At 60.8% G+C, this 25,133-nt stretch carries 22 protein-coding genes and 1 other RNA gene; 9 read left to right on the top strand and 14 right to left on the bottom strand.

All coding sequences use genetic code 11. From position 1 onward, the window contains the following. Positions 1-62: 62 nt before the first annotated feature. Positions 63-2,477: an endonuclease MutS2 gene (locus FTW19_RS03275; RefSeq protein WP_147646313.1), complete on the bottom strand. Its 2,415-nt coding sequence runs from the start codon at positions 2,475-2,477 to the stop codon at positions 63-65. A 10-nt stretch (positions 2,478-2,487) separates the two neighbouring features. Further along, positions 2,488-3,510, bottom strand: coding sequence for a VWA domain-containing protein (locus FTW19_RS03270; protein WP_147646312.1), 1,023 nt, complete (start codon positions 3,508-3,510; stop codon positions 2,488-2,490). Positions 3,511-3,637: 127 nt separating this feature from the next. Here FTW19_RS03270 and FTW19_RS03265 point away from each other — a divergent pair, with 127 nt between their 5' ends. After that, complete coding sequence (locus tag FTW19_RS03265) at positions 3,638-4,183, top strand: hypothetical protein (protein ID WP_147646311.1); 546 nt, start codon at positions 3,638-3,640, stop codon at positions 4,181-4,183. A gap of 176 nt (positions 4,184-4,359) precedes the next feature. Here FTW19_RS03265 and hemB read toward each other — a convergent pair whose 3' ends face one another. From hemB to FTW19_RS03250, 3 genes are all read right to left on the bottom strand, one after another. Continuing rightward, positions 4,360-5,352, bottom strand: a complete 993-nt coding sequence (hemB, locus tag FTW19_RS03260) for a porphobilinogen synthase (RefSeq protein ID WP_147646310.1) — start codon at positions 5,350-5,352, stop codon at positions 4,360-4,362. A gap of 253 nt (positions 5,353-5,605) precedes the next feature. Next, positions 5,606-6,337 (bottom strand): ethanolamine ammonia-lyase subunit EutC, encoded by a 732-nt coding sequence (eutC, locus tag FTW19_RS03255; protein ID WP_147646309.1) that lies wholly within the window; start codon positions 6,335-6,337, stop codon positions 5,606-5,608. Then, positions 6,334-7,809: an ethanolamine ammonia-lyase subunit EutB gene (locus FTW19_RS03250; protein ID WP_147646308.1), complete on the bottom strand. Its 1,476-nt coding sequence runs from the start codon at positions 7,807-7,809 to the stop codon at positions 6,334-6,336. Before FTW19_RS03250 ends, eutC begins: the two co-directional genes overlap by 4 nt. Here FTW19_RS03250 and FTW19_RS03245 point away from each other — a divergent pair. After that, complete coding sequence (locus FTW19_RS03245) at positions 7,780-8,352, top strand: NAD(P)H-dependent oxidoreductase (RefSeq protein WP_147646307.1); 573 nt, start codon at positions 7,780-7,782, stop codon at positions 8,350-8,352. The two genes, FTW19_RS03250 and FTW19_RS03245, sit on opposite strands and share 30 nt — an antisense overlap. A gap of 3 nt (positions 8,353-8,355) precedes the next feature. Here FTW19_RS03245 and FTW19_RS03240 read toward each other — a convergent pair whose 3' ends face one another. The 5 genes from FTW19_RS03240 to rnpB all read right to left on the bottom strand — a co-directional run bounded on the left by FTW19_RS03240 (position 8,356) and on the right by rnpB (position 11,940). Next, positions 8,356-9,399: a hypothetical protein gene (locus tag FTW19_RS03240; protein ID WP_147646306.1), complete on the bottom strand. Its 1,044-nt coding sequence runs from the start codon at positions 9,397-9,399 to the stop codon at positions 8,356-8,358. A 5-nt stretch (positions 9,400-9,404) separates the two neighbouring features. Then, entirely contained in the window at positions 9,405-9,791 is a 387-nt protein-coding gene (locus FTW19_RS03235) for a PadR family transcriptional regulator (RefSeq protein ID WP_147646305.1), read from the bottom strand. A gap of 218 nt (positions 9,792-10,009) precedes the next feature. Beyond that, entirely contained in the window at positions 10,010-10,429 is a 420-nt protein-coding gene (locus FTW19_RS03230) for a DUF1284 domain-containing protein (RefSeq protein WP_147646304.1), read from the bottom strand. 12 nt (positions 10,430-10,441) lie between these two features. Further along, positions 10,442-11,011, bottom strand: coding sequence for a biotin transporter BioY (locus tag FTW19_RS03225; RefSeq protein WP_147646303.1), 570 nt, complete (start codon positions 11,009-11,011; stop codon positions 10,442-10,444). A gap of 502 nt (positions 11,012-11,513) precedes the next feature. After that, positions 11,514-11,940, bottom strand: an RNA gene (rnpB, locus tag FTW19_RS03220) — RNase P RNA component class A. 78 nt (positions 11,941-12,018) lie between these two features. Between rnpB and FTW19_RS03215 the strand changes: the two genes are divergently transcribed. Genes FTW19_RS03215 through hpnI form a run of 4 tightly spaced genes read left to right on the top strand, consistent with a single transcriptional unit; the run spans position 12,019 to position 15,802 of the window. Further along, positions 12,019-13,245, top strand: coding sequence for an ABC transporter permease (locus FTW19_RS03215; protein WP_147646302.1), 1,227 nt, complete (start codon positions 12,019-12,021; stop codon positions 13,243-13,245). After that, positions 13,246-14,493, top strand: a complete 1,248-nt coding sequence (locus FTW19_RS03210) for an ABC transporter permease (RefSeq protein ID WP_147646301.1) — start codon at positions 13,246-13,248, stop codon at positions 14,491-14,493. It abuts the gene before it with no gap. Positions 14,494-14,498: 5 nt separating this feature from the next. Then, positions 14,499-14,636, top strand: coding sequence for a hypothetical protein (locus FTW19_RS25680; RefSeq protein WP_187143230.1), 138 nt, complete (start codon positions 14,499-14,501; stop codon positions 14,634-14,636). A gap of 5 nt (positions 14,637-14,641) precedes the next feature. Then, positions 14,642-15,802, top strand: coding sequence for a bacteriohopanetetrol glucosamine biosynthesis glycosyltransferase HpnI (gene hpnI, locus FTW19_RS03205; RefSeq protein WP_147646300.1), 1,161 nt, complete (start codon positions 14,642-14,644; stop codon positions 15,800-15,802). Positions 15,803-15,972: 170 nt separating this feature from the next. On the opposite strand, the gene FTW19_RS03200 is transcribed toward hpnI, so the two are convergent. Beyond that, on the bottom strand, positions 15,973-17,901 hold the full coding sequence (locus FTW19_RS03200) for an ArnT family glycosyltransferase (RefSeq protein WP_147646299.1): 1,929 nt from the start codon (positions 17,899-17,901) through the stop codon (positions 15,973-15,975). Positions 17,902-18,123: 222 nt separating this feature from the next. Here FTW19_RS03200 and FTW19_RS03195 point away from each other — a divergent pair, with 222 nt between their 5' ends. Together FTW19_RS03195 and FTW19_RS03190 are read left to right on the top strand one after the other, a co-directional pair. Next, positions 18,124-19,215: a Rieske 2Fe-2S domain-containing protein gene (locus FTW19_RS03195; protein ID WP_147646298.1), complete on the top strand. Its 1,092-nt coding sequence runs from the start codon at positions 18,124-18,126 to the stop codon at positions 19,213-19,215. 356 nt (positions 19,216-19,571) lie between these two features. Continuing rightward, positions 19,572-21,434 (top strand): 30S ribosomal protein S1, encoded by a 1,863-nt coding sequence (locus FTW19_RS03190; RefSeq protein WP_147646297.1) that lies wholly within the window; start codon positions 19,572-19,574, stop codon positions 21,432-21,434. A 279-nt stretch (positions 21,435-21,713) separates the two neighbouring features. Here the strand turns inward: FTW19_RS03190 and FTW19_RS03185 are convergent, their stop codons facing one another. Beyond that, complete coding sequence (locus tag FTW19_RS03185) at positions 21,714-22,004, bottom strand: ArsR/SmtB family transcription factor (protein ID WP_147646296.1); 291 nt, start codon at positions 22,002-22,004, stop codon at positions 21,714-21,716. A 12-nt stretch (positions 22,005-22,016) separates the two neighbouring features. Continuing rightward, positions 22,017-22,403: an RNA-binding S4 domain-containing protein gene (locus tag FTW19_RS03180; RefSeq protein WP_147646295.1), complete on the bottom strand. Its 387-nt coding sequence runs from the start codon at positions 22,401-22,403 to the stop codon at positions 22,017-22,019. Positions 22,404-22,485: 82 nt separating this feature from the next. Here FTW19_RS03180 and FTW19_RS03175 point away from each other — a divergent pair, with 82 nt between their 5' ends. After that, positions 22,486-24,555 carry a TonB-dependent receptor gene (locus FTW19_RS03175; RefSeq protein WP_187143228.1) on the top strand — a complete coding sequence of 690 codons (2,070 nt, stop codon included), beginning with the start codon at positions 22,486-22,488 and terminating at the stop codon, positions 24,553-24,555. 95 nt (positions 24,556-24,650) lie between these two features. Here the strand turns inward: FTW19_RS03175 and FTW19_RS03170 are convergent, their stop codons facing one another. Beyond that, a complete protein-coding gene (locus FTW19_RS03170) occupies positions 24,651-25,067 on the bottom strand; it encodes a DUF2251 domain-containing protein (RefSeq protein ID WP_147646293.1) in 417 nt (138 codons plus the stop codon). Between the last annotated feature and the right edge of the window lie 66 nt (positions 25,068-25,133).

The following is a 25,133-nucleotide window of genomic DNA, read 5'->3' as shown; positions in this document are numbered from 1 at the left end:
AGCCACATTCGCGCCACGGATCATCATTCAATCATTCACTTATTCCATTCTTCAATTGCGCCTTACAGGCGCAGTTCAACGACAGTGGCTCCCTGACCGCCCTCGTTATAGGGAGGCTCGGTGACGTTGGCTACGTGGGGATGGCGCCGCAGGTAGTCGCGCAGGGTGCGGCGGAGGATGCCCATGCCGGTTCCGTGGACGACGCGTATGGATGGCAGGCCGGCGAGAAAGGCCTGGTCGAGGAAGCGTTCCACCTCGTCCTGCGCTTCGTCGGCGGTACGGCCGATGACGTTGATCTCGCGCGGGGTGATGTCGGGGTCGGTCTGCATGGCTACCGTCACGCCGCCCTTGCGCTTCACTGCCTGCAGCGGTGTCTCGGCAGGCGCCTTTCGCACGACCTCGGCGATGTCGTCGCGCTGCACCCGCATCTTCATCGGCCCCATGCTGACCTCGAAGACATTCGAGGAGACCTCGCGGTCCACGCGGACTTCGCGGCCCAGGGTGCGCAGTTTTACCGTATCGCCGACGTTGATCGACTTCACCACATGCGGCTGCGCGTTCGGATCCTTCTTGTCGGCGCCGCTGATGTGCGCGACAACAGTGGCATTGAACTGTTCGGAGAACTCGCGCTTCAGACGAGCCAGTCTGCGCTCTGTCTCCTTGGCCAGCTTTTGGCTCGCTGCCTTGTCGGCGATGGCTCCGGCGGCCTCACGCATCTGGTGCTCGAAGTCTTTCATCAGCGAGGTCAGTTTGCCCTCGAGCTCACGTGCCTTCTGCCGCTGTTCGTTGCGTCCTTCGGCTTCCAGCCGCTGCTTCTCGCGTTCCAGTGCGAGCTCGCGTTTACGCAGCGCCTCGCGCTCTTCATTGGCCGCGGCAAGCTGCATGTGCAACTGGTCGATGAAGCGGCCGATGTCGGCGGTCTGATGATCGAGCTGGTTGCGCGCGGCAGCGATGATCTCCGGCTGCAGACCGATACGCTGCGCAATATTGATACCGGCAGATGCTCCGGGAATGCCCATGCGCAGGGTGTACGTCGGCGCAAGCGTCTCCTCATCGAAGCCCACTGCTGCATTGACGACGCCCTCATTGGTGGCGGCGTAGATCTTCATGGAGTTCAGGTGGGTGGTGACCAGGCTCCAGGCACGCATGCGCAGGAAGTGGCCGCTGATGGCCACCGCCAGTGCCGCGCCTTCTTCGGGATCGGTCGCCGAGCCGAGCTCGTCCAGCAACACCAGCGAGGAAGCATCGGCCTCGCGCGTGATGCGATCGAGGTTGGTCATGTGCGCGGAGAAGGTGGAAAGGTTGCGCTCGATCGACTGCGCGTCTCCGATGTCGGCATAGACGGCGGCGAAGACCGGAAGCTTTGCCTCTTCGGCCGGCACCGGCAGACCCGCCTGAGCCATCAACGCCAGCAGGCCAACGGTTTTGAGGGAGACGGTCTTTCCGCCGGTGTTGGGTCCGCTGATGATCAACTGCCGCGCTCCGTCTTCCAGCGAAAGCGTCAGCGGAACCACGCTTCCGCCCTCGGATTTCAACTGCAGGTCCAGCAGCGGATGCCGCGCCGCCTTCACCGCAATCTCGTGCTCTACGAACTCAGGCCGGACACAGTCCAGTGTCTGCGCGAAGCGTGCGCCGGCGAAGAGAGCATCGAGCTCCGTCAGTACCTCTGCCCCTGACTCCAGCGAGGCAGCATGGTCGCCCACGGCGCGGGTCATCGCGACCAGGATGCGATGCACCTCAGCCTGCTCTTCATCCAGAAGGCGCAGCAGCTCGTTATTGCTCTCGACGGTCTCCAATGGCTCGACAAAGACTGTCTGTCCGCTGGAGCTGGAGCCATGAATGACGCCCGGCACCTTGCGGCGCTGTTCGGTCTTGACTGGAATGACGAAGCGATCGCCACGGAGCGTGATCAGCTCTTCCTGGGCCGCTCCGGACTCACTGATGGCGCGCAGGCTGCGGCGCAGCGATTCCTCAATCGCACGGTGCTGGCGTGCAATGGCGTTGCGCAGCCGCGCCAGCTCCGGCGAGGCATCGTCGCTCAGCGAGCCGTCGGGCTCGATCTTGCCGCGCAGAGCGTGAAGCAGTGGAGCGAGGTATGCCTGCGTTACCGGAAGCGAGATCTCGGCGATTGCCTTCCATGGCTCTTCCTGCTGCGCCACGGCTCGCCACTCTTCCATCAGCTCTGCCAGCGCAAGCACGCGCAACAAGTCCGCGGGCTCCAGGGCAGCGCCGGGAATCCGCGCCTTCTCCAGCATGGAGCCTGGGGCAAAGACAGCCGTGAAATAGAACGCGGCGCCGGTTGCCAGATACAGCCGCACCTCGGCGATGCAGTCCTGCTGCTGCGCGATCCAGACGGCATCGGTCGAGGGCTCAAGGGCGAGCACACGATCGCGGCCCGCCGCTGAGCCGGTCAGCCTCGCCATCTGCTCCCGCAGTCGCTGCCACTCGAGGGCGGCCGCACTCGTCTCGCGTAACATACTCACTTCTCTATGGTAGATGCGCTGGGGTAGATGCGCTCGACCAGTACGCGTTGCGTGCGTGCACAGTCAGATCCGGATGTGCCGGTATCCGTACCTCGATCCGGTGCAAGCCTTCTTTGCCCGAAACAGGTTGGAAACTCAGCAGGTACCTGTTGGGCAGGTGATTCGCGAGAATTGCCATTTGCTTTTCCAGTTCAGCCCGATCGTCGAAGCGAAAGCTCTCCCCACCCGACAACTCGGCCATCTCAGATGCCGCATTCTTCTGCAGAGCGCGGAAGGCCATGCCCAGAGGCGTTCCCAGATCGAAGGTCCCCATCACGGTTGGGCCTACCGGGCCCAACTGGTATGGCGGATTCGCATGACGATTGCCTTTCAGCGAATCCATCAGCTGCGTCTTCTCCGGCGAGAAGGTCAGGCTGTACACCTCCACGTTGTTCTCGCTCATCTTCCGCAGCAGTTCATGAACCGGTGTTTTGCTGGCAGTATCCTGCGGCTGGCTCAACAGCAGGATCACCCTGCGCGTCGTCTGCGGCAGAGCCGCCAGCAGATCGACACCCGTGCTCACCGCATCCAGAATCGCCGCGCTGCCGTCGCCCGTTTCAGGAGCCTGAATCGGGTCATGCAGCCTGCTGACATCACGGGAGAAGCGAAGTACCCCTTCCGGCTTGCTATCGAAGGTCAACAGACCGAACCGGCAATCGGCTGCGCCGGCTACATACTGCAGCATCGTCTCCAGGGTGCTGTAGTTGCGGAATTGCCGCGGCGCAGATCCTCCGGTCTGCATCACTACCAGTACGGCCAGCGGCTGCGAAGAGCGATCTTCCAGACGAAGGTTCATGGCCGCTCCGTCGTCAGTGAGAAAGAAGTCCTTTGCGGTCAATGGTTCCGACAGCAGACCGTCTTTGCCGGTCACAAGTACAGGAACCAGAACAAGCCTGGCCTCACGCCGAATCACCGGCGCATCCTGAGCCGAGGCTCCGGTCGCAAGTGCCCATAACAGAATGCAGACGACCTTCCAACGCATGTTCATGAAACGCACCTGCCCGCGCACCGTGAGCAAAGTATCGTAGCCGCCACGGAGGCGTAGAATTCCCCGCAACGGAACTCGTCGTCTCTTCGCTGCGTATCTCTGACTGGTTCAAAAGGAGGCGCGAACAATGACCTGCGCTACCTGTGGTTCTCCTACCGCCGCTGCCGGCGGCTTCTGCTCCCGCTGTGGAGCTCCTCAACCCGCTGCACAAGCCACCCCTCAGCCAGGCGCTGCGCCTCAACCTGCGCCCGCCGGAGTTCCGATGGCTTATGGCGTGCCTTACATTCCGCGTGTGCCGCGGCACCTGCAAACCCTTGGTGTGTTGTGGGGTGTCTTTGCTGCCTATCGCATCGTCAGCGTCTTTCTCGGTCTGGCTTTTGCCAACGTTATGATGCGCTCGCACTTTTTCCGCTGGAACATGCCGGGACAGATGCCCTTCTTTCACGCCATGATGCCGTTCATCTTCGCCACCACCCTGGTGATGGCCGGAGCGGCCGCACTGGTCTGCTGGAGTCTGCTGCAGCGCAAGCCCTGGGCGCGCGTGCTTGCCATTGTCTTTGGCGTGTTGGCGCTGCTGAAGTTTCCGTTCGGTACGGCTCTGGGGATCTATACCCTTTGGGTGCTGGCGCCGTCCGCCTCGGGTGTGGAGTATGACGCTATTGCGATCGACTGACTAGTTGCCGGAGCTTTTTGCATTGTCATCCTGAACGAAGTGAAGGACCTGCTTTCTTAGTCGGCACCAAGATCAGTGGCTCAACTAAAAGCAGGTCCTTCGCATACGCTCAGGATGACCCAATCCAGTGGGTAGCTAGCTTCGAGCTCACCACGCAAGCAACTAGCAACCAGGAACTAGCTGCGAAGCAGCCTCGCTGCTTCCTTCGCGAAGTACGTAAAGATAAAGTCGGCGCCGGAGCGGTGGATCGCCAGCAGGCTCTCGAGGATGGTCCGCTCGCGTTCCAGCCAGCCCTTTTCGAAGGCTGCGCAGAGCATGGAGTATTCGCCTGAGACCTGGTAGGCGCCGATCGGTACCTCGAAGCGCTCGCGGGCGGCGAGGATGATGTCCAGGTAAGCGCCGGCGGGCTTCATCAGGATCATGTCCGCGCCTTCCATTAGGTCCAGCTCGATCTCGCGCATGGCTTCGCGCGGATTCGCCGCATCCATCTGGTAGGTCCGGCGATCGCCAAACTGCGGCGCTGAATCCGCGGCCTCGCGGAAGGGTCCATAGAACGCCGAGGCGAACTTGGCCGCATAGCTGAGGATCGGCACCTCGGTGAAGCCTTCGATATCCAGTTCTTCGCGAATCGCTTCGACGCGGCCGTCCATCATGTCGGACGGCGCAACGATATCCGCGCCAGCCTTTGCATGCGAAACCGCGGTCTTTGCCAGCAGCTCGAGCGTCGCATCATTGTCGACGTGATAGTGGTCACCCTCACGGGCGATGATGCCGCAGTGTCCGTGCGAGGTGTACTCGCACATGCAGACATCGGAGATCACCAGCAGCCCATCGAGCGCACGATCTGCCTTGATGGCACGGATCGCCCGCTGCACGATGCCGTCGTCGGCGTAACCGCCTGTGCCGGCTTCATCCTTGCTCTCCGGCAGGCCGAAGAGCAACAGGCCGCCGATGCCAAGCTTGGCGCACTCGTGCGCTTCTTTCAATGCCTCATCGATGGAGAGGTTGAAGACATCGGGCATGGAAGAGATGGGCTTCCGTACACTTTCTCCTGGACAGATGAAGAGCGGATACAACAGCATGCCGGGACGGAGATGGGTCTCACGGACCAGCGAGCGCATCGCCGCGGTACGGCGAAGACGGCGCATTCGGGTGATAGGAAACTCCATGTCTTGATTCTAGTTGCTGGTTGCTGGTTGCTAGTTTCTGGTTGCTGGTTGGTGAAGCGCGGAGGCTACTTGAAATGTCGTGCGGTACATCCTTTTTGTTTGTCATCCCGTAGGGATCTGCTTTTTCACCATTTCCTGCCTGGAGGTCAACGGTAGAGAAGCAGATTCCTCCGCTGCGCTACGGAATGACAAAAGTTGGTGCAACGAAGATGTGTCTTACAGTGAAAATGTTCGCGGCGGTACAAACCAGCAACTAGGAACCAGCAACCAGCAACTGCCTCTCCTTGAGCCCCGTTCCGCTCAAGCCCAACCGCTTTGCCTCCTGCAGATACCACAGGATCTTTGCCGCGGCCGCCTTTGGCTCCAGACCGCCGTAGCGGATATTCGAGATGCAGTTGCGGTCTGCGTCGGTCTTGCCGACACATGGATCCCAGGTCAGGTACGCTCCCAGCGAATCTGCCGACGACAGCCCTGGCCGCTCGCCGATCAGCACCAGTGAGCACTTCGCTCCCAGAGACTCGCCGACCTCATCCGCTACCGCAACGCGAGCCTGGGTCAGCAGGACGATCGGCGCCAGGCTCCATTCAGCGAGCTTGGGGAGCAGTGCCGCCAGTGTCTCAACCGCATGCCGTTCTACTGCCAGCGCCGACAGGCCATCCGCAACGATAATCGCCAGGTCATACGATCCGTGTACGAGCTGGGTGCGCGAAGCATCGCTGAGCCGTCGTCCCAACCCTGGATTGCGCAGATAGTGTGCGCGGTCGTGCGCAGCCGTCGTCAGTTGCAACACCTGCGAGACACCTGCTTCCTGTTGCAGGCGCAGTGCGAGACTCGGCAGATGCAGCGGAACGTGAACGGCATCCCGCGCCTGTGCGTGCGCCAACTGGAAGGCGAGCACCTCGCTGGTTGCGAGGCTCACACCGGTAGAGGGTAGCGCTACTCGCGCGGGCGTGTAGCGGCGTAGCGTGCTGAGTGCTCGCGTCATGTGCCGGCTCCGGCGGTGAGATGTAGCGGACTCGCCTCTGTCAGCCTTGCCGCATGCTCCCCCGCAAGCCACGCTTCGAACTCCGGTGCGGGCTTCAGGCCAAGCACCTGGCGCAGATAGAGAGCGTCATGGAACGACGTGCTCTGGTACTGCAGCATCACATCGTCCGCCCCGGGAACGCCCATGATGTAGTTCACTCCTGCTGCTCCCAGCATGGTCAGCAGGGTGTCCATATCGTCCTGGTCGGCCTCGGCGTGATTGGTGTAGCAGACATCGCACCCCATCGGCAGCCCCAGCAGCTTACCGCAGAAGTGATCTTCCAGGCCCGCGCGCAAAATCTGCTTGCCGTCATACAGATACTCAGGCCCGATGAAGCCGACGACCGTATTCACCAGCAGAGGTTTATAGCGGCGTGCCACAGCATAAGCGCGCGCCTCACAGGTTTGCTGGTCCATGCCGTGATGCGCCTCGGCTGAGAGTGCTGATCCCTGCCCGGTCTCGAAGTACATCAGGTTCTCGCCGCCGCGTCCGAGCTCCCGTACCATCGCTTGCGCCTCATCCAGCATTGCCAGCGTGATACCGAAGGACACATTTGCCTTCTCTGTGCCTGCAATCGACTGAAAGACAAGGTCCAGTGGAGCGCCACGCTCGATAGCCGCCATCTGCGTGGTCACGTGCGCCAGGACACAGCTCTGCGTGGGAATGGCATACCGCTCCCGCACCGCATCGATGAGCCGAAGCAGGGTCGCGGTCGTCTCCACGTTGTCGGTGGCTGGGTTGATGCCGATGACGGCATCGCCGGAGCCAAGCAGCAGACCATCGAGCATGGATGCCGCGATGCCGACGACATCATCCGTTGGATGGTTTGGCTGAAGCCGTGTCGAGAGTCTCCCTGCCAGTCCAATCGTCGTCCGGAAGCGCGAGACCACCTGGATCTTGCGTGCTGCCGCAACCAGGTCCTGCACCCGCATCAGCTTGCTGACAGCGGCCACCATCTCCGGCGTGAGGCCTGCGGCCAGTCCCGCCAGGAGACCGCCGGTCGCTTCGTCTGACAACAGCCAGTCGCGGAAGCCACCGATGGTGAGGCTGCCGACCGGAGCAAAGGCCACAGGATCGTGGCTGTCGGCGATCAGCCGCGTTACCTCGTCGTCTTCGTAAGGGACGAGGGTCTCTTCCAGGAAGATGCGCAGTGGAAGATCAGCCAACGCCATCTGCGCGGCGGCCCGTTCCACGGTCGAGCTTGCCGCGACTCCGGCAAGTTCATCACCGGAGCGCAGGGGTGTCGCCTTCGCCAGCAGATCTTTCAGATCGCGAAAGCTGTAGGTCATACCGCCGATGGTGTGTTGCAGTTGCACGGTTGCCCCGAGTGTAGCAATCCCCCGTGTCGCATGCGTGACGAGTATCACCGCCGGGAGCGACTCGCCACCAGCAGACTGACGGCTATGGAACGCATTGTCATCGTCGTCGGTCATCCCCGCCAAAATACGCTTTGCGAGGCGTTGGCGCAGGCCTATGCCAAGGGTGCGAGGTCTGCGGGGCATGAGGTTGAGCTCTTTGTGCTGAGCCGGATCTCATTCGATCCCATCCTGCACAACGGCTTCGAAACAGTTCAACCGCTCGAGCCTGACCTGGCGCCGGTGCACGACGCCATGCTGAAGGCGACCCGCATCGTCTTCCTCTTTCCCCTGTGGCTTGGCGACATGCCCGCACTGATGAAGGGGTTTTTGGAACGTGTTTTCCAGCCGGATCTGGTGGAACCCTCACGAAAGGGCCGTTTTCCAAAGCTGCTCAAAGGCAAACATGCCCGCATCATCATCACCATGGGCATGCCGGGCTTCGTCTTCCGCTGGTGGTTTGGCGCACATGTCCTCAAGCTGCTGAAGCGCAACATTCTTGCGCTCGTGGGTGCGGGGCCTGTGAAGGCAACTGTTTTCGGCAACGTAGCGGGCGTTAGCGAACAGGGCCGGGGACGCTGGATTCAGAAGGCGGAAGCCCTAGGACGCGCTGCTGCATAGCGGTTACAACATCATCACAGCGGTCGGCGCTCCATCTGCCGGACCACTCAGCCGCATGGTCTGCCACAGCTTCCACGCCGCGGCCAGCGAAGCTGCGACTAACGCTACTCTCAGCCCCATCATGATTCCGAACTGAATTCCCGTCTCCGCCTTCGCTGGAATTCCGGCCGTCATGGTGAAAAGCGCCTCTCCCGGAAGCACCAACAGCAAAAGGGCCACCACTGCGCACAGGTCCGCCGCCACGTAGAGCAGCCCGGTCCGCCGCGCCGAATGCCGGCTGTCGAGGGCAATCGCCTTCAGCACCAGCCTCGCCAGCAGAAGGGCGATGATGGGAGCGAACATACGGTGCCAGACCGGCGCCGCCTCCATATGAAAGAGATGCGCGGCGGGCCCGAAGAAGAGAAGCGCCGGGAACCGTGGCACCGCCACCAGCCAGGCGAGAGTGAAGGCATCGACGATGAGGTCGATCACGGGATGCTTTGGCGCAATGCCGTGCAGGACCGGCCGCGGCTTCTGTGCCGCCAACTTCATAGGATCCCACTGCGAGGTTAACCGCCGGGCTCCTCCGTAGCGGGTCACGCCGTAATCCAGAAATGCGAAGACGGCCGTCGTCACCGCCCAGAAGGTAAACAGAACGCTCGGCAACCCCAGCAGCCGATGCGCAAAACTTTCCCCGTCCGGAGCGATGGCAGGCAGCACTGTCTGCGTGATCGCAAAGACCAGCACCACCAGCGGCGTTGCGCGCTTGAGGGTATACCAGTAGACACCGAAGAGAGGACCGATCAGAGCTCGCTGTGGCTGATATCGCATCGCCACCTCAAACGGGTGTCCATGCGCACGCAAGATTGCCGCCTGATCCTCCAACGTCAGCGGATGCCCAAGCTCTTCCTCACGGTCTTCCATGGCATCCAGCAGATTCGCACCCAGCTCGGCCAGGATGTCGTTCTTGCGGTGGGTGGGGAGGTGCTTGCCGACGGCGGCGAGGTACGGCATCAGCAGAGCAAAGGTGGTGGGCGGATAGATCGGTTCGGTGTCGGGCTGGTTCATGGCAGTCACTCCTTGGTGACAACAGCAGATGAAGCAAGAATCCGTGCGGACGAATTAAGAATCCGTTCCAGGGCAGAGGTCAGCCCGGCGTACTCGGCCAGCAGCTTTTCGAAAACGGTGACTCCAGTGGCCGACAGGCGATAGAACCGCTTGCGGCGTTTATCTTCCTCGCGCCACTCGCTGGTGAGCAAACCCTGGGTCTCCAGCCGCCGCAACAGCGGATACAGCGTGCTCTCTTCCATCTCCAACCCGCGCTCTGCCAGTGCCTTGCGCAGGGTGTAGCCGTAGTGCTCCTGTTGCAGCGCTGCCAGGACGGCCAAGACCAGAGAGCCGCGGCGCAGCTCCAGCGTCAGGCTTTCGGCAACCTCGGAAGTGGGGAGAATAGTGTTCATATCCTGTACAACACATACTGTGCAACATACAGTGTATGGTGTCAAGTATTTTAAGTTGAAAGTTGCAAGTTGAAGGGTTGAAAACGTACCGCATGGGTTTCTTAGGGGGCATAGCCACTCCACAAAAAGCGCGGAAGAAGAGTTCAGGTGGTGTGGCGAGGATTCATAGACCGCCAATACAGCACGGCTTCAACTTTCAACTTGCAACTTTCAACGCCTCAGGCCAGCTTCACTCCCTTGAAGCCACTGCCGGCAATCCCATCACAGAGCTGCTTCCAGGGGCATTCCTCGCAGGCTGCGCGAATGTCTCCGTTGCGGAAGGCAGTACGTAGCATGGCCAGACGGGTGCCGGTCAGCTCCAGGATGGCTCCCGGAACTACGGGCTCTCCCAGCAAGCGAGAGAGCTGCTGTGCGGCTTTCTGGTCGCGTTCCAGCACACTTTCGTTGAAGCAGTGGCAGTCGCCGCCGGCGATCAGAGGGGCGCAGATGTCATCCGGGCCGGAGACGATTTCGACCGGCTCACCACTGGCAGCAAGCTGCCGGGTAAGCCGGTCGAAGTTCGCAATAAACTCCGGCGAGTAGCCCTCGCCCTTATACGTCAGCATGCACAACAGATGATGCGGACGCAGACGAATCATGAGGTTCCGCCTTTAGGCCGCGGGCTTGAAGGTACGCCGCGCCGCCATCACAGTTGCCGTCGCCAGGCCGGCCTTTACCAGAGCGCCGATCACGAAGGGCATCACGCCCGCGGCGATGGCCTTGTTCCAGCCGATCAGGGTCGCCAGCCATGCAGCTCCCATACCCAGGTTGATGACATTGCCTGCCAGCATTGCGCCCAGATTGGCGGCAACGCCATTGATCCACTTACGGTCGGTGAGCCAGCCGATAAAGGCGGCCGTTACCGGGAAGCTTGCCAGGTAACCGGCGGTCGGTCCCATGAACAGGGCAACACCGGCCGAGCCATGCGCCAGCACCGGCAGACCGATGACCGCTTCCGCCAGCCACGCCAACACGGTAATGGTTCCCAGGCGCGCGCCGAAGAGAGCTCCCACCACCAGCACCGCATAGGTCTGCATGGTGATCGGCACCGGGAACATGGGCACAGCCAGCCACGACGAAGCCGCCAGGAAGAGTGTTCCCAGAGCGACCTTCACCACAGAGCGGGTCAGCGTGTTGGTTCCGGCATCTACGAACGGAGAGAGACGAGCGCGAAGTTCCATGGGGATGATTGTCTCTCTTTTTCCAGCAGGGGAAAAGCTCCCCCTGCTGGGAGTTAAAGGTTGAAAGTTAAAAGTTGAAGCGTTAATGCATGGGTATGACAGACGGGATTGCCATCCACGGAAGCCGTGAAACGATGGTGATATGCGATGGCGATTGGTCGTATCTGTCCTGGTGATTCTTTTCGTTGCTTTATGAAGTGGGAGGCATCATCCTGGGAAGCCTGGGGATGGATATTCATTGGACAGGGTTTCACTAGGAATGTGATTGAAGATCTATGGTGCTCCCGTGCCCACCCTAACTCCGTGAGGGTGGGGCACCCTGGCCCCATTAGCGTCCGCCGAAAAGCGGTTCGCGCGGAGCGCGAAATATCCCACATCTGCTTCGCAGATATGGGGCACCCGGTTCAGGGTGACGTCAGAAACCATTCAACTATTCAACGATTCAACCATTCAACTCCTTAAAGCGTGGAGGCCCGGAACGCGTATGCGTTCCGGGCCGTAACCGCAGATAAGGCCCGTAAGCCGAATTCTGTTCTAGACGGTCATTCCTCTAGGCGCCGCATTACTGCGGACACTCAACAGCAACCTACCCGCGAGTTCCGGCCCTTTGCGGTGAACCGCATTGGGGACCCACCTTAACGTGCCGGGCCGGCACGCGATGGCCCCGTCTGGGTCTTGAGCCATCTCCCCGCCTATTTGGTCTTGCTCCGTGTGGGGTTTACCCTGCCACAGCCATTACTGACTGCGCGGTGCGCTCTTACCGCACCTTTTCACCCTTACCCCGGTTGCCCGGGGCGGTATCTTCTCTGTGGCACTGGCCGTCCTGCACCCTTTACGGTGCAGTCCCGGACGTTATCCGGCACACCGCCCTATGGAGTTCGGACTTTCCTCTCCCGGCCGAAGCCGGCAGCGACCATCCGGCCCCATCTGCTGAGTTCTATTCTAACGAACTATCGAACTTCTACCGCGTTTCTGACGTACCCTTATCGAACAAAGATCACCCACCCATGGAATTCCGCGAAGCCATCAAGATCGCCCTGCAGTCGCTGTGGGCCAATAAGCTCCGTTCGGTACTTACGCTGCTTGGCGTGGTCATCGGTGTGGGCTCGGTGATTGCCGTCGTCACCCTGGTCAACGGCGCCAATGTCTACGTCGCCGAAAAGATCTACCGCTACGGCGCCGACGTTTTCACCGTCAGCAAGCAGCCGCGCGTCATCTCCTCGTACGACGAGTATAGGAAGTTCCAGAAGCGGAAGATCATCCGCCTGGAGGACTACCAGTTCGTCCTTGAGCACTGCCATCGCTGCCAGGCCGTGGGCGCCCTGCAGAGCTCGACGGGCAAGGTCGTCTCCGGAACGCACTCCACCACCGATACCGACATCCGCGGATGGACCGCCTCCATGCCGCCCATGTACAACCTCAACGTTATTCTTGGCCGCAGCTTTACCCCCACCGAAGAGGAACATAACTCGCACGTCGCCATCATCGGCACCGATATTCAGGACAACGTGCTCGGAGGCAACGACCCGCTCGGGCAGGAGATCCGCGTCGACGGGGTTCCGTACACCGTGATTGGTGTCGGCGAAAAGCAGGGCAAGAGCTTCGGAGCCAGCCAGGACAACTGGGTCGCCGTCCCCATCACGGCCTACCAACGCAGCTACGGTACATCGAAGACCATCACGGTCTATGCCAAGGCCGGGTCCACCGGCGAGCCGCTGAATGCGGCTGTGGAAGAGGTCCGCACGCTGATGCGCAGCGAGCGCCACAACCGCCCGGGCGAAGAGGACGATTTCAACCTCGATACCAACGACAGCTTTGTCGGCCTGTGGAACCAGATCGCCGGCGGCTTTGAGGCCGTGGCGGTCGCTATCGCCGGTGTCTCGCTGGTCGTCGGCGGCATCGTCATCATGAACATCATGCTGGTCTCGGTGACGGAACGCACCCGCGAGATCGGCGTCCGCAAAGCCCTTGGGGCTAAGCGGAGCGACGTGATGCTGCAGTTCCTGATCGAGAGCGCGACACTCTCGCTGGTCGGCGGTGTCTTCGGCGTCATCGGAGGCATCGGTGTAGCGCAGGGTGTCACCGCGGCTCTCGGTTTTCCTTCATCGCTCGCCGTCTGGAGCATCTTCGCCGGCCTGTTTGTCGCCACCGCCGTCGGTCTGTTCTTCGGCGTCTATCCCGCAAGAAAGGCAGCCATGCTGGATCCCATCGTTGCGCTGCGGTCGGAGCTCTAAATGAACCTTGGCGACTTCAAAGAGACCGTTACCATGGCGCTGGACACGCTGCGCGCCAACAAGCTGCGCAGCGGCCTCACCATCCTTGGCATCGTCATCGGTGTCTCCACCGTCATCCTGATCTCGTCCGTCATCAACGGCCTTAACGGCCAGGTTTCGGACGCAGTCGCCAGCTTCGGCACCAATGTGCTGTGGGTCTTCCGCTTCGAGTTCGGCTTCGGCCGGCCCTCCACCGAGATGCTCACACGCAAGCAACTTACCTATGAAGATGCCATGGCGATGAAGGATCTGCCGCACGTCACCGCCGTCTCGCCCGGCCTGCGCTACACCAACTTCCAGTTCAACGAAGGCAACGTCACCGCCAAGTACAAGAGCCGCAAGGTGCAGTCGGTCTCGATCGAAGGCGACACCGCCGCCGTCAAGGACGTCTACGACTACAACATGACCGCCGGCCGTATGTTCACGGACACCGAAGAAGAGCGAGCCTCCGATGTCGTCGTGCTTGGGCACGACACCGCCGCCGGCCTCTTTCCCAGCGAAAATCCGATCGGCCAGGAGATCTCGCTGGAAGGCCGCTTCTTCACGGTTATCGGCGTGATGGACAAGCAGAAGTCGCTGGTTGGCGGCGGAAAGAATCCGCAGGACAACTATGCCTATGTCCCGCTGAACACCTTCCACAAGCTGCATCCCGAGGTGCTGGACTACTGGGTCAGCGTGAAGTACGACGACCAGAAGAACCGTCCGCTTGTTGAGGATGAGCTGCGCGACTTGCTGCGCCGCCGCCGCAAGGTGCCGAACAACAAGAACGACAACTTCGCCATCTTCTCCTCAGACTCGATCACACGTCTGTGGTCGCAGATCACCGGCGGTCTCTTCGCCCTGATGTTCGGTCTTTCCTCCGTCGGCCTGATGGTCGGCGGCGTCGGCGTGATGAACATCATGCTCGTCTCCGTCACCGAACGCACGCGCGAGATCGGCGTCCGCAAGGCGATCGGCGCCACCAAGAAGACGATCCTCTCGCAGTTCACGCTGGAGGCGATAACGCTGTGCGCAGTCGGCGGCTTCATCGGCATCACCGTAGGAGGCATTCTCGCCAGCCTGCTTCACTTCATCGTTCCGGTCAGCATCTCGCCGATCTGGATCATCGTCGCCTTCATCGGCTCCTGCGGCATTGGCCTGGTCTTCGGTATCTATCCGGCGTGGAAGGCTGCGAATCTGAATCCAATCGAGGCCCTGCGCTACGAATAAAGCAGTTGCCAGTTGCCAGGTACCAGTTGCCGAAGTACGGCATGGGCAAGATAGGGATCTTCGACACACCCGCCAAGGCAACCCACGGCGGCCTCGCCCATTCGCAACTGGCAACTCGTTTCTCCCCGGACCAATTACCCTAACCATAATGGCTCTCGGTGTCGCGATCTTTTTCGCCCTGCTCACGCTGGCAGGTATTGCCTTTTCGCTTCTGGCCCTGTGGGGCACGCGTGACTTTGTCCGTTTCTGGCGCACCGCCAAGCGTCCGGAGTTTGCTCCCGGCGTTACTGTGATGAAGCCGCTCAAGGGCGTTGACCCGAAGCTTTACGCAGCTTTCGCCAGCCACTGCACCCAGCAGTATGAGGGGCCTGTGCAATTGCTCTTCGGCGTCTCTGACATGGGTGACCCGGCAGTCGCCGAGGTTCATCGGCTGCAAGCCGAGTTCCCACAGATGGACATCGTGCTCGTCCATTGTCCGCTGCGTCTGGGCACCAGCGGCAAGGTGAGCAACCTGGCGCAGATGCTGCCGCATGCACGCCACGAGTACATCGTCATCAACGATGCCGATATCGTCGTCTCGCCGCGCTACCTCACGCGTATCATCTCGCCCTTCGATAACGCCCGCATCGGCATGGTGACGTGTGCTTATCGCGCCGTTACCGCGACACGCGGCGCTACGTTGTGGGCGAAGTTTGAGGCTCTCGGCGTCTCCTGCGACTTCGTTCCCGGGCTGTTTGCCGCGCGCCGCATGGAGAAGGGCATCCGCTTCGGCCTCGGCGCAACGCTGGCCACACGCAAGCGGATCATTGAAGAGATCGGCGGGCTGGAAGCGATTGTTGAATACCTCGCCGACGATTACGAACTCGGCCTTCGCATCAGCCAGGCTGGATATGAAGTCGTGCTCTCCGACGAGGTTGTAGAGACATCCGTGCCGCAGTACAGCGCCTCAGGCTATTGGAACCACCAGCTTCGCTGGTATCGCACCATCCGCGATGCCCGCCCGGGCGGCTACTTCGGACTCCCTACGACCTACTGTGTCCCCTGGGCGTTGGCTACTGTCATCGCCAGCGGGTTTGATCTCTGGAGCTTCTCATTGCTCTCAATGGCGCTGCTGGCGCGCATGACTGTTTGCCTGGCCGCAGGTGTCGGCGTACTGCGCGACGGGCAGGTGTTGCGTGATCTGTGGGTCATACCCCTCAAGGATGTTGCCTGTCTTCTGCTTTGGCTCTTCGCATTGCTGGACGACACCATCGAGTGGCGGGGGGAACGGTTCAAGCTGGATAAGGGGAAGTTGATTCGAGCAAATTGAATGATGGAATAACGGAATGATTGAATGATGCGGGAATTTGAGGTGTTCCGTATCGTCCCATAACTGGGACAAATCGCTAACAGCAGGTCCTTCGCTATGCTCAGGATGACAAACAAGAAGGGCGGTCGCGCACAACGCAATATCCCACCCGGATTGAATCATTCAATTATTCAATGATTGAATGATTCAGTTTTCATCGCGTAATTCGCGATCAACAGTTTCCCTCCGCTCTCGATCACGACCACGTAGTCCTTCCCGAGGAATGCCGGGACTTTGGCGCTCTCGGCCCATAGGAAAATCCGTTGCGGGCTCTTCCACTTCGCCTTCAGCGAAGCCTCGTCTTCGAAGATCTTTGGAGCGTCGATGAAGAACGATCCGTACCAGAGGTTCGCGCTGTGTCCTTCGAAGATATGAATGTCATTCCTTCGCAGATAGAAGCCCAGCGTCGATCCAGCCTCGTACTCACCGTGAATCACGATCAGGTCGTTCGGCTGCACTTCATCTTTTATGGCATCGGCCAACTGTTTGGAACTCAGTGCCGGAGCGAAAAAGCGGAGTCCAGTATGCGCCGCCAGCAGAAAGGTGAAGGCTAACGCGGCGATCCAGAGGTTCGAGTGATGCGGTTCGAACTGCCGCCGCTTCCACCATGCCACCGCGCTTCCCACGCCGAAGGCAATGGCGGTCAGGCCCAGCGGTCCGGCAAACATTCCCATTGCCGCCGCGTTCAGGTCGAGGAAGTGCCCGAACGAGAGCGCGTAGTCACCAGGATTCTGCTGAAGCAGCGACGCGATATCCGTGCCCGGAGCGGGCTGTTTTGCATTCAGCAGCAGCAGGCCGCAGACCAGCATCACCAGGACGCCGATGACGAACAACGCCGTGGCCGCACGCTGCCCAGCGACGACCAGCGGCTGGGGAACGGCAAAGCTCTCTGCCTCTGTGGCTTCATCGTGCATCCACCATCCGATCAGCAATGCCAGTGCCGGAAGCACGGGGAGTACGTAGTACTCCTGCCGCGTGGAGAAGCTGAAGAAGAGCATCGGCACCGCCGCCCACACGGCGAGAAACAGCTTCGCCCGCCCAGCCGCTGTCCGTTCCCGCAGCCGGATCCGCTTCAGAGCGGGGAAAAGAAATACCGACCAGGGCAATAGCCAGACCAGCACCAGCAGCCAGAAGAGCCAGAGGGGCACGGTGTCGTAGTCGCGCGGCACGCGCAGGTTCATGTAGCGCAGCACGTGCTCGTTCATGAAGTAGAACCAGGTCCACCCGTGCACATTGCCCAGCGTGGGTTCCGGCACAAACCAGTGTCCGTTCAGGTGCATCAGACCGCCGGGATGCCCCTGGCTCGGGTTCGCCCGCGCGATCAGGACATGCCACGGCGCTGCCACAGCCAGAAAGACCAGCAGCGAACTGACCGGCCGGAGCTGCCAGAGGCGGACCAGCGTACCCCTCACTCCGCGCGTCAGCAGCAGGTAAGCCCCGGCGATGAGGATAGGAAAGACCATACCGATCAGTCCCTTGGTCAGAACCCCCAGGGCGCAGCAGGCGGCGAAACCCCAGCACCAGCCCGCCGGCTGGGTGCGACGCTGCCCGCCCCATCCGTGCTCCGCGTCGGCGAAGTCGATCTTCTCCGTCTGCCAGAAACAGAACATCGCCAGCGTCAGCCACAGGCAGACCGCGACGTCAGGCAACAGGATCCGGCTGAAGATGAAGATGCCGAAGCTGGAGAGCAGTACGATCGCCGCGTAGAACCCGGACCGCTCGTGCCCTGCCAGCAGCCGTCCAAATGCCCAGGCTGCAGCGACTAAGCCCAGCACCATCAATGCCATAGGAACTCTGGCGGCAGCGGCATAAGCCCCAAACAGCTTGATGGAAGCGGCCATCGACCAGTACAGGATCGGCGCCTTTTCCAGGTACCGGATGCCGTTGGCGTACAGCGTCACCCAGTCGTGCCGCTGCACCATCTCGCGGGCTACCTCAGCGTGAACCGAGTCGGCGTCGTCCAGCAACGGCGGGGTAAACAGCGTGAAGCTGGCATAAAAGACAGCCCACAGGGCCAGGAGCCACAGCAGACGTCGGGTAGAAGGGGCGATCTCACGCATGGCTTCCCTTCAGTGTATGTGTGCCACATCACTCTTTCTTTAGAGCAGTTCTCCTAATGATGTAGCGTTGGATACATCAGTGAATGCCGTTTTCTTCGCAGAAAAACGGCCCAGACAGCCAGAACTTCACCCCTGCGAACAAGTTCGCCGGGGCCCCGATACTCCGCTCTACATTTTTAGGAGAACTACTCTACGGCCCGGATGGTGTAGCCTCAGGCTCGGATGAAGTTGCGCAATGACAGTCTTTTGGCCAATGTCGATGGCCCGCCAACCGAGCTGATCTTCGGCGACTGGTATCCGGCGCTTCGCAGTGACCTGCTGCGCAAGGGAAAGACCACGACCTCGCTGCTGCTGGGTGTCCCGCTGTTACTGGGACGCAAAAACGACGGTCGCATCTTCGCCATGCGCGATCTCTGCCCCCATCGCGGCATTCCGCTTTCGGCCGGCTGGTTCGATGGCGAGCACGTCCAGTGCAAGTACCACGGCTGGAAGTTCGAGCCCTGCGGCGGCCAGTGCGCCGAAATCCCGTCGCTGACGCAATTTGACACGCTGCAGCCCGGCAAGATTTTCGCCGGAGCCTATCCCTGCGTGGAGCAGGACGGCTACGCCTGGGTTTACGTCCCCAAACCGGGCGAAAATCGCGCTCCTGCCAGTCTGCCGCCCGTTCCCGAGCTGCCGAAGTTTGGCCCCCGGTTCACGACTGCGCATCTGCAGGCGGATCTGCCGTGCAATGTGGATCACGGCATCATCGGCCTGATGGACCCGGCGCATGGCCCGTTTGTGCATCGTGCCTGGTGGTGGCGCAGCGCCGCCAGCATTCACGAGAAGACCAAGCACTTCGAACCGATTCCGGAAGGCTTCCGGATGTCGCCGCACACGCCCTCGTCGAACTCGGCGCCCTACAAATTAATAGGAAAGCCGGAAACGACAATCGATTTTTCCTTGCCGAATCGCCGATTCGAAACGGTCGTGGCAAGGAAGAACGGCGAGATCACCCACTGGTTCGCGTCGCTGACAACGGTCACGCCGGTTACCGCCTCTACCTGCCGGATCGATGTGATTGCGGCCTGGAGCATGCTGACCTGGCTGCCGATCGTGCGGCCCGTTGCGATGTGGTTTGGCAAGCGTTTCGTCCGCCAGGACCAGGAAACGATGATGGAACAGGCTGAGGGCCTGCGTTTCCGGCCGGCGATGATGCTGATCGACGACGCCGACAAACCGGCGAAGTGGTATTTCGCCTTGAAACAGCGTCGGCTTTCCGGCGAGGGAGAACACCCGCTTACAGGCCCGGTAGAGCTGCATTGGAGGAGCTGACCTATCAAAAGATAGGGCTCAGAGCCTGCAACGGACCCCACAGGTTGATTCGCTCCGCAAATCGCGCTTAAATCCGCGTCAAATGCATGTAAATCTTGTGTCAGGTTAGTTTGACGCAGGATATCCACGTTGCTAACATAGAAGTCGAGCCCCTCTGCTCCACGAGACCAGCGGGGGGACCCTGCAACAACCGATTCGCTCCTGCCTGCCGAGCCTCCCTTTGGGAAGTGTGACAAGTAGTTGAGCCGGCCCCCAAGATGCTGCGGGCTGACTTGATGCCTTGTCGGAAATTAGCAGGTCGCGTGAATCCTGGCCTCGGGAGTCTTCGTCCAATGGTTGAATCCCAAACTCGTCCAATGGCTGAACCCCAAAATCCAAATCCTTTAACAGAGAGCAAAACCCTGAACACCGAACTGGAAACCCTCACCCCTGAAGAGACGACCGCCGTTGCGGCCGCCACCGAAACCACTCACACCACTGATGTAGCCGATGAGCATGACGTCGACTACGACATGGCGGACTTTGCTACTGCGCTCGAGAGCTTCGACCGCGAGCAGGCAGCCGAAAAGGAAGCAGCCCAGTCGGCAATGTCCGACGACACCATCACGACAGGCACCGTGGTGAAGATCACCGACAAGCATGTCGTGGTCGACATCGGCCTGAAGTCCGAGGGTCTGATTCCGCTGGATCAGGTTGTGGATCACACCGGTGCACCGAAGTTCAATATCGGTGACACGGTGGACGTGGTCGTTGAGCGTGAGGAGTCCGAGGGCGGCTATCTGGTCAGCTACGAGAAGGCACAGCGCCTTCGCGTATGGGATGAGCTCGAGAAGGCTGCCAATGAGAAGACCATCGTCACCGGCACCGTTCTCGGCCGCGTGAAGGGTGGCCTGACCGTTGATATCGGCATCAAGGCCTTCCTGCCGGGTTCGCAGGTTGAGATCCGCCCCGTCCGTAACCTCGATGGTTATGTGGGTCATCCGATCGACGTCCGCGTCATCAAGCTGAACAAGAAGCGCGGCAATGTGGTCGTCTCCCGCAAGGAGATCCTGGAAGAGGAGCAGAACTCCAAGAAGTCTGCCACGCTGGAGACCCTGGAAGAGGGCGCAGTGCTGACCGGTGTTGTGAAGAACCTCACCGACTACGGCGCGTTCGTTGACCTCTCCGGTCTGGATGGTCTGCTGCACATCACCGACATGAGCTGGGGCCGCCTGACGCATCCGCGCGACCTGGTACAGGTTGGCGATGAGATCCAGGTCAAGGTTCTGAAGTTCGACAAAGATAAGCAGCGTGTTTCGCTCGGCTTCAAGCAGCTGACACCTGATCCGTGGCTGGACGCCGTCGAGCGTTACCCGATCGGCGCCCAGGTTCGTGGCCGCGTTCTCTCGGTCACCGACTACGGCGCGTTCGTCGAGCTGGAGCAGGGCATCGAGGGTCTGGTGCACGTCAGCGAGATGAGCTGGTCCAAGCGCCTGAAGCACCCCTCCAAGCTGGTCAAGCCGGGTGACGAAGTCGATACCATCATCCTCGCGGTCAACCCGCAGGATCGTCGTATCTCGCTGGGCATGAAGCAGCTGCAGGAGAATCCGTGGGAGCAGTTGGACGACAAGTTCCCGGTGGGCTCCACCGTTGAAGGCCGCGTCCGCAATCTCACCGACTTCGGCGCCTTCATCGAGATCGAAGACGGTATCGATGGCCTGGTACACGTCAGCAACCTGAGCTGGACCAAGCGCGTGAAGCACCCCTCGGAAGTGCTGAAGAAGGGTGAGAAGGTCAAGGCTGTTGTTCTCGGCGTCGAGCCGGAGAACCGCCGCCTGTCGCTCGGTATCAAGCAGCTTGAGCCCGATGTCTGGGATACCTTCTTCGCACAGCACCGTACCAGTGATGTGGTGAAGGGTAAGGTTCTCCGCACCGCGCAGTTCGGCGCCTTCGTTGAGATCGCCGAAGGTGTTGAGGGTCTGTGCCACGTATCCGAGATGGTCGACGATTTCGGCGCACCCGTACACCTGGAAATCGGTGACGAGCGCGAGTTCAAGATCGTGAAGATGAGCCCGGAAGAGAAGAAGGTTGGTCTGAGCCTGCGCGGTATCGGCGACGACGCCAGCCGCGCAGAGGTCGAGAGCTACAAGTCCAAGGCCTCCTCCTCTTCCAGCACCTCCAGCTCTTCCAGCACCACGCTGGGCGATCTGATCAACTGGAAGCGCAGCGAGCGCGAGTAACTCTCACACACTCTCTCTGATAAACAGAACAGCCACCCTTTGGGGTGGCTGTTTTGTTTTTTGATCGTACCCATTGGTAAAGACGGTTCGAGCTTCGCTCGAATACCCAGGTCCCCTGGGGACCTGGGGCACCCCGTGTATGGGCTGGTAAAAATGCGCCCGGGGCCGCATGAGGTTGGGGCCGCCGGGCGCATGTGGCATAAAGAATGGGTCTGCGCCAAAGATTCGACGGGTGTCGAAGCTTTAAGGAAGACGCTGCGGCTCGCGGCAGAGATGCAATTAAATCCGGGAGAGCTCGTCGAGGTAGGCCTTGAGGACTTCGCGATTCAGTGTGAGGAAGCCGCAGCGGCCTTCGCGGCGGACCTCGATCAGGCCGGCGGCCTCGAGCTCCTTAATGTGGTGCGAGAGTGTGGGAAGGGTGATGTCCTGGGTCTCCTGCAGCTCACCGCAGGTCATGCAGGTCTCGCGGGCCGAAAGGTCTTTCAGCATCTGCACACGACGCGGCTCGGCCAGAGCACGGCCAATCAGGGCGAACTCTTTTGGGGTGAGCGTGACCTTCCGGGATGTCATAACGCGATTATTTCATCTCCCGCGAAGGCGGCTGAGCTGACGGCGATCTCGCTTGGAAGGTCGGCCCTCGTGCTCGAACTCAAAGACAGGCATGGACTTGCGCGCTTCGGCGACAAGAGCTCGGGCGGCTTTGCTCTCCTCACTCTCCTGGTAAAGGGCCTGAGCGACAGCGGCAGGTCCGCGCGCTTCGCTGAGAGCCAGGACGGTCACCTCAAACGTACCGCCGTCGTTGGTGATGCGCAGCCGGTCACCTGGTCTTACCTCTCGTGCCGGCTTAGCGGCCTGGCCGTTGGACAGGATGCGGCCAAGCTCACAGGCTTTAACGGCGAGGGAGCGGGTCTTGAAGAAGCGCGCGGCCCACAGCCATTTGTCGATGCGCACATGCGCGGGAACTGCCATAAGAAACATTCTCGCGCGCCGAAACGTCATTCCGCCAGTGGTGGCAAGCCAAACCTCTGCACCCTATGCCATGATCGATTCCATGAAGCACGTTAAGCACGCCGCAGTTGCTGCAGTCCTTTGTCTCCCTGCCCCGGCCTTTTCGCAAGCAGTACCGAGCTCGCAAACCGCATCGACTCCCGCTCAGACGACGCGTCCAACAGTGAATGAGCAGGTGACGGTGACGGCCTCGCGGCAGGCCCTGTCACTGGATGCCGGCGCTTCCAGCGTGCGTGTGCTTTCAAACGAAGATCTGGATCGGACTCCGGGATTCACGCTTGATGACCGATTGAAACAGGTGGCGGGCTTTCAGCTCTTCCGCAGAACATCGTCATGGGTTGCCAACCCCACCTCGCAGGGCATCTCGCTGCGGGGCCTGGGATCGACTGCTGCCTCCCGCACGCTGGTATTGAGCGACCAGGTGCCATTGAACGATGCCTTCGGCGGTTGGGTGCACTGGAACGAAGTGCCGCGGCTGGCGTTGCAGCAGGTAGACCTGATGCGCGGCGGAGCCTCTGACCTGTACGGATCGTCAGCGATCGGCGGAGCCATCAATGTGACTCCTGAAGAGGCTGGACCTCTGCGCTATGGAGCGTCGATCGAAGGCGGGGGACTGAACACAACCGACGGTGATGGCCTGCTGACCTTGGCTAAGGGACCGTGGAGCGGTTTGGGAGCAGTCACACTCTTTCAGACTGACGGATACAAGTTGACGGCTCCGGCAGCGCGAGGCCCTGTCGATGTGCCAGCCTTTGTGCATTGGCAGAGCGGGCGCACCGAGGTGCGGCGCCGGTTCACGAATGAGCTTTCAGGATTTCTGCGCGGCAATCTGCTGAATGAGAATCGCGGCAACGGAACTCCGCTGACGACGAATGCGACGCGCCTCTGGCGCTACAGCGCCGGCAGCGACTGGAACTCCGCCAATCATGGGCGCGCCTTCCTGCGGCTTTACGGAGCGGAAGAGAACTACCGCCAGAGCTTCAGCACGGTGCTAGGGGGAACTGCACGCAGCTCAGAGCGTGTGGTGCGCACCCAGAGCGTTCCTTCAGAGGAGCGTGGCTATGCAGCGCAGTGGGCGCGTGGATTCGCCGGAGCTCCGGTAACCATTGCCTTCGGTTCGGATCTGCGCGACATCCGCGCAACCAATATCGAGACGCCCTACAGCGCCGCCGGCGTGCCGCAGGCCCAGACGAATACGCGGGCACGCCAGCGTGATACAGGCGCCTACGCGCTGGGCGTGTGGCAGCCGCGGCACTGGACGTTGCAGCTTTCGGGACGGTATGACCGTTTCTCTATCATCGATCCCCGGCAGATCTCGACACCAGCGGTGGCACTGACCGGACGCGGTGAGAATGTCTTCAGCCCGAGACTGGGTGTGGTGCGCGATATCGGGCGCGGCGTCTCGCTGACGGGATCAGTCTTCCGCGCCTTCCGTGGAGCGACACTGAACGAACTGTACCGCACCAGCACCGTGGGTACGACGACAACGCTGGCGAATCCGGACCTGCGGTCAGAGAAGGCAACCGGATTTGAGCTGGGCGGCAATGCCACGCTGGCACATGATGTGCAGATACGAGCCTCAGGCTTCTGGACGATGGTGAACCGGCCGATCACGACCGTCATCCAGACCCAGACTGCAACAGCCACTACCGACAAGCGCTTCAATGCCGGCCAGCTTCGCAGCCGCGGCATGATGCTGGAGGCGCGCGTGCATCCCATCCGTCCGCTGGTGATTACCGGAGCGTATCAGCTTGCGGTCGCAACCGTGACACGGTTCGATCAGCAGCCGCAGCTTGTGAACAAATGGGCTCCGCAGGTTCCACGCCACTCCTTTACGCTGACCACCACGGCGGAGAGCAAGCACATCGGGCGGCTGAACGTAGTGACGTATGTGAGCGGACGTCAGTATGACGACACCCTGAACACGTTGAAGCTGGGAAGCTATGCACGCTTTGATGTACAAGCAGAGCGGGACTTCGCGCGGCGGTTTACAGCCTCAGTCGCAGTGCAGAATCTGCTGGACCGCTCCATCGATGCTGGACGAACGGGCGTGCTGACATTGGCGGCGCCACAGACAGTGACGATGAGGCTGGCGATTCATGGCGCAAAATAATTGAATAATTGAAGGGATTGAATCATTGAATCATTATGGGGTCGCCGAACGCACGCCCTTCTCATCATTCAATTATTCGTTATTCAATCATTCCATCAGCGATAGAGTGTCGCTTCGAACTCCTGCAGTACATCGTCGTTCCAGGCGTGGCTGGAGGTTCGCCAGGCGCTGAGCTGGTCTTCCATGAAGTTTGGGAAGTTGGTGCGGCAGTAGCCGCAGCGATTCTGGAAGTCGAAGATGGCGTGGGCGTATCCGTTCAGGTAGAGCAGTGCCTTCAGACCGTCTGGAGACCAGACGATAGAGGCGAGGTGTTCGCGCTCAGCGTCGGGGATGTGCTTGACGTTGTAGATGAGCACAGCGTCGAGGATGCGGTCGTCGGAGTCTCCGCGGCGTGTATCAATCGCGTAAAAATACGCGGTATCGCCTTCATCCTCAAAGATAACGGCCCACGGCACGGCCGGGGAGAGGGAGGACAGATAGGCTTTGCCAGGCCGGAACGAGACGGAATCCATACCCCTCACGATACACTCAAAGTGGACTCTGACCCGCGAGGTGCGCGGAAGAGCGCTTCGCTGGCA

Origin of the sequence: Terriglobus albidus, assembly GCF_008000815.1 — a bacterium.
GTDB classification, from domain to species: domain Bacteria; phylum Acidobacteriota; class Terriglobia; order Terriglobales; family Acidobacteriaceae; genus Terriglobus; species Terriglobus albidus_A.
This window is presented reverse-complemented; position numbering and strand designations above follow the sequence as displayed.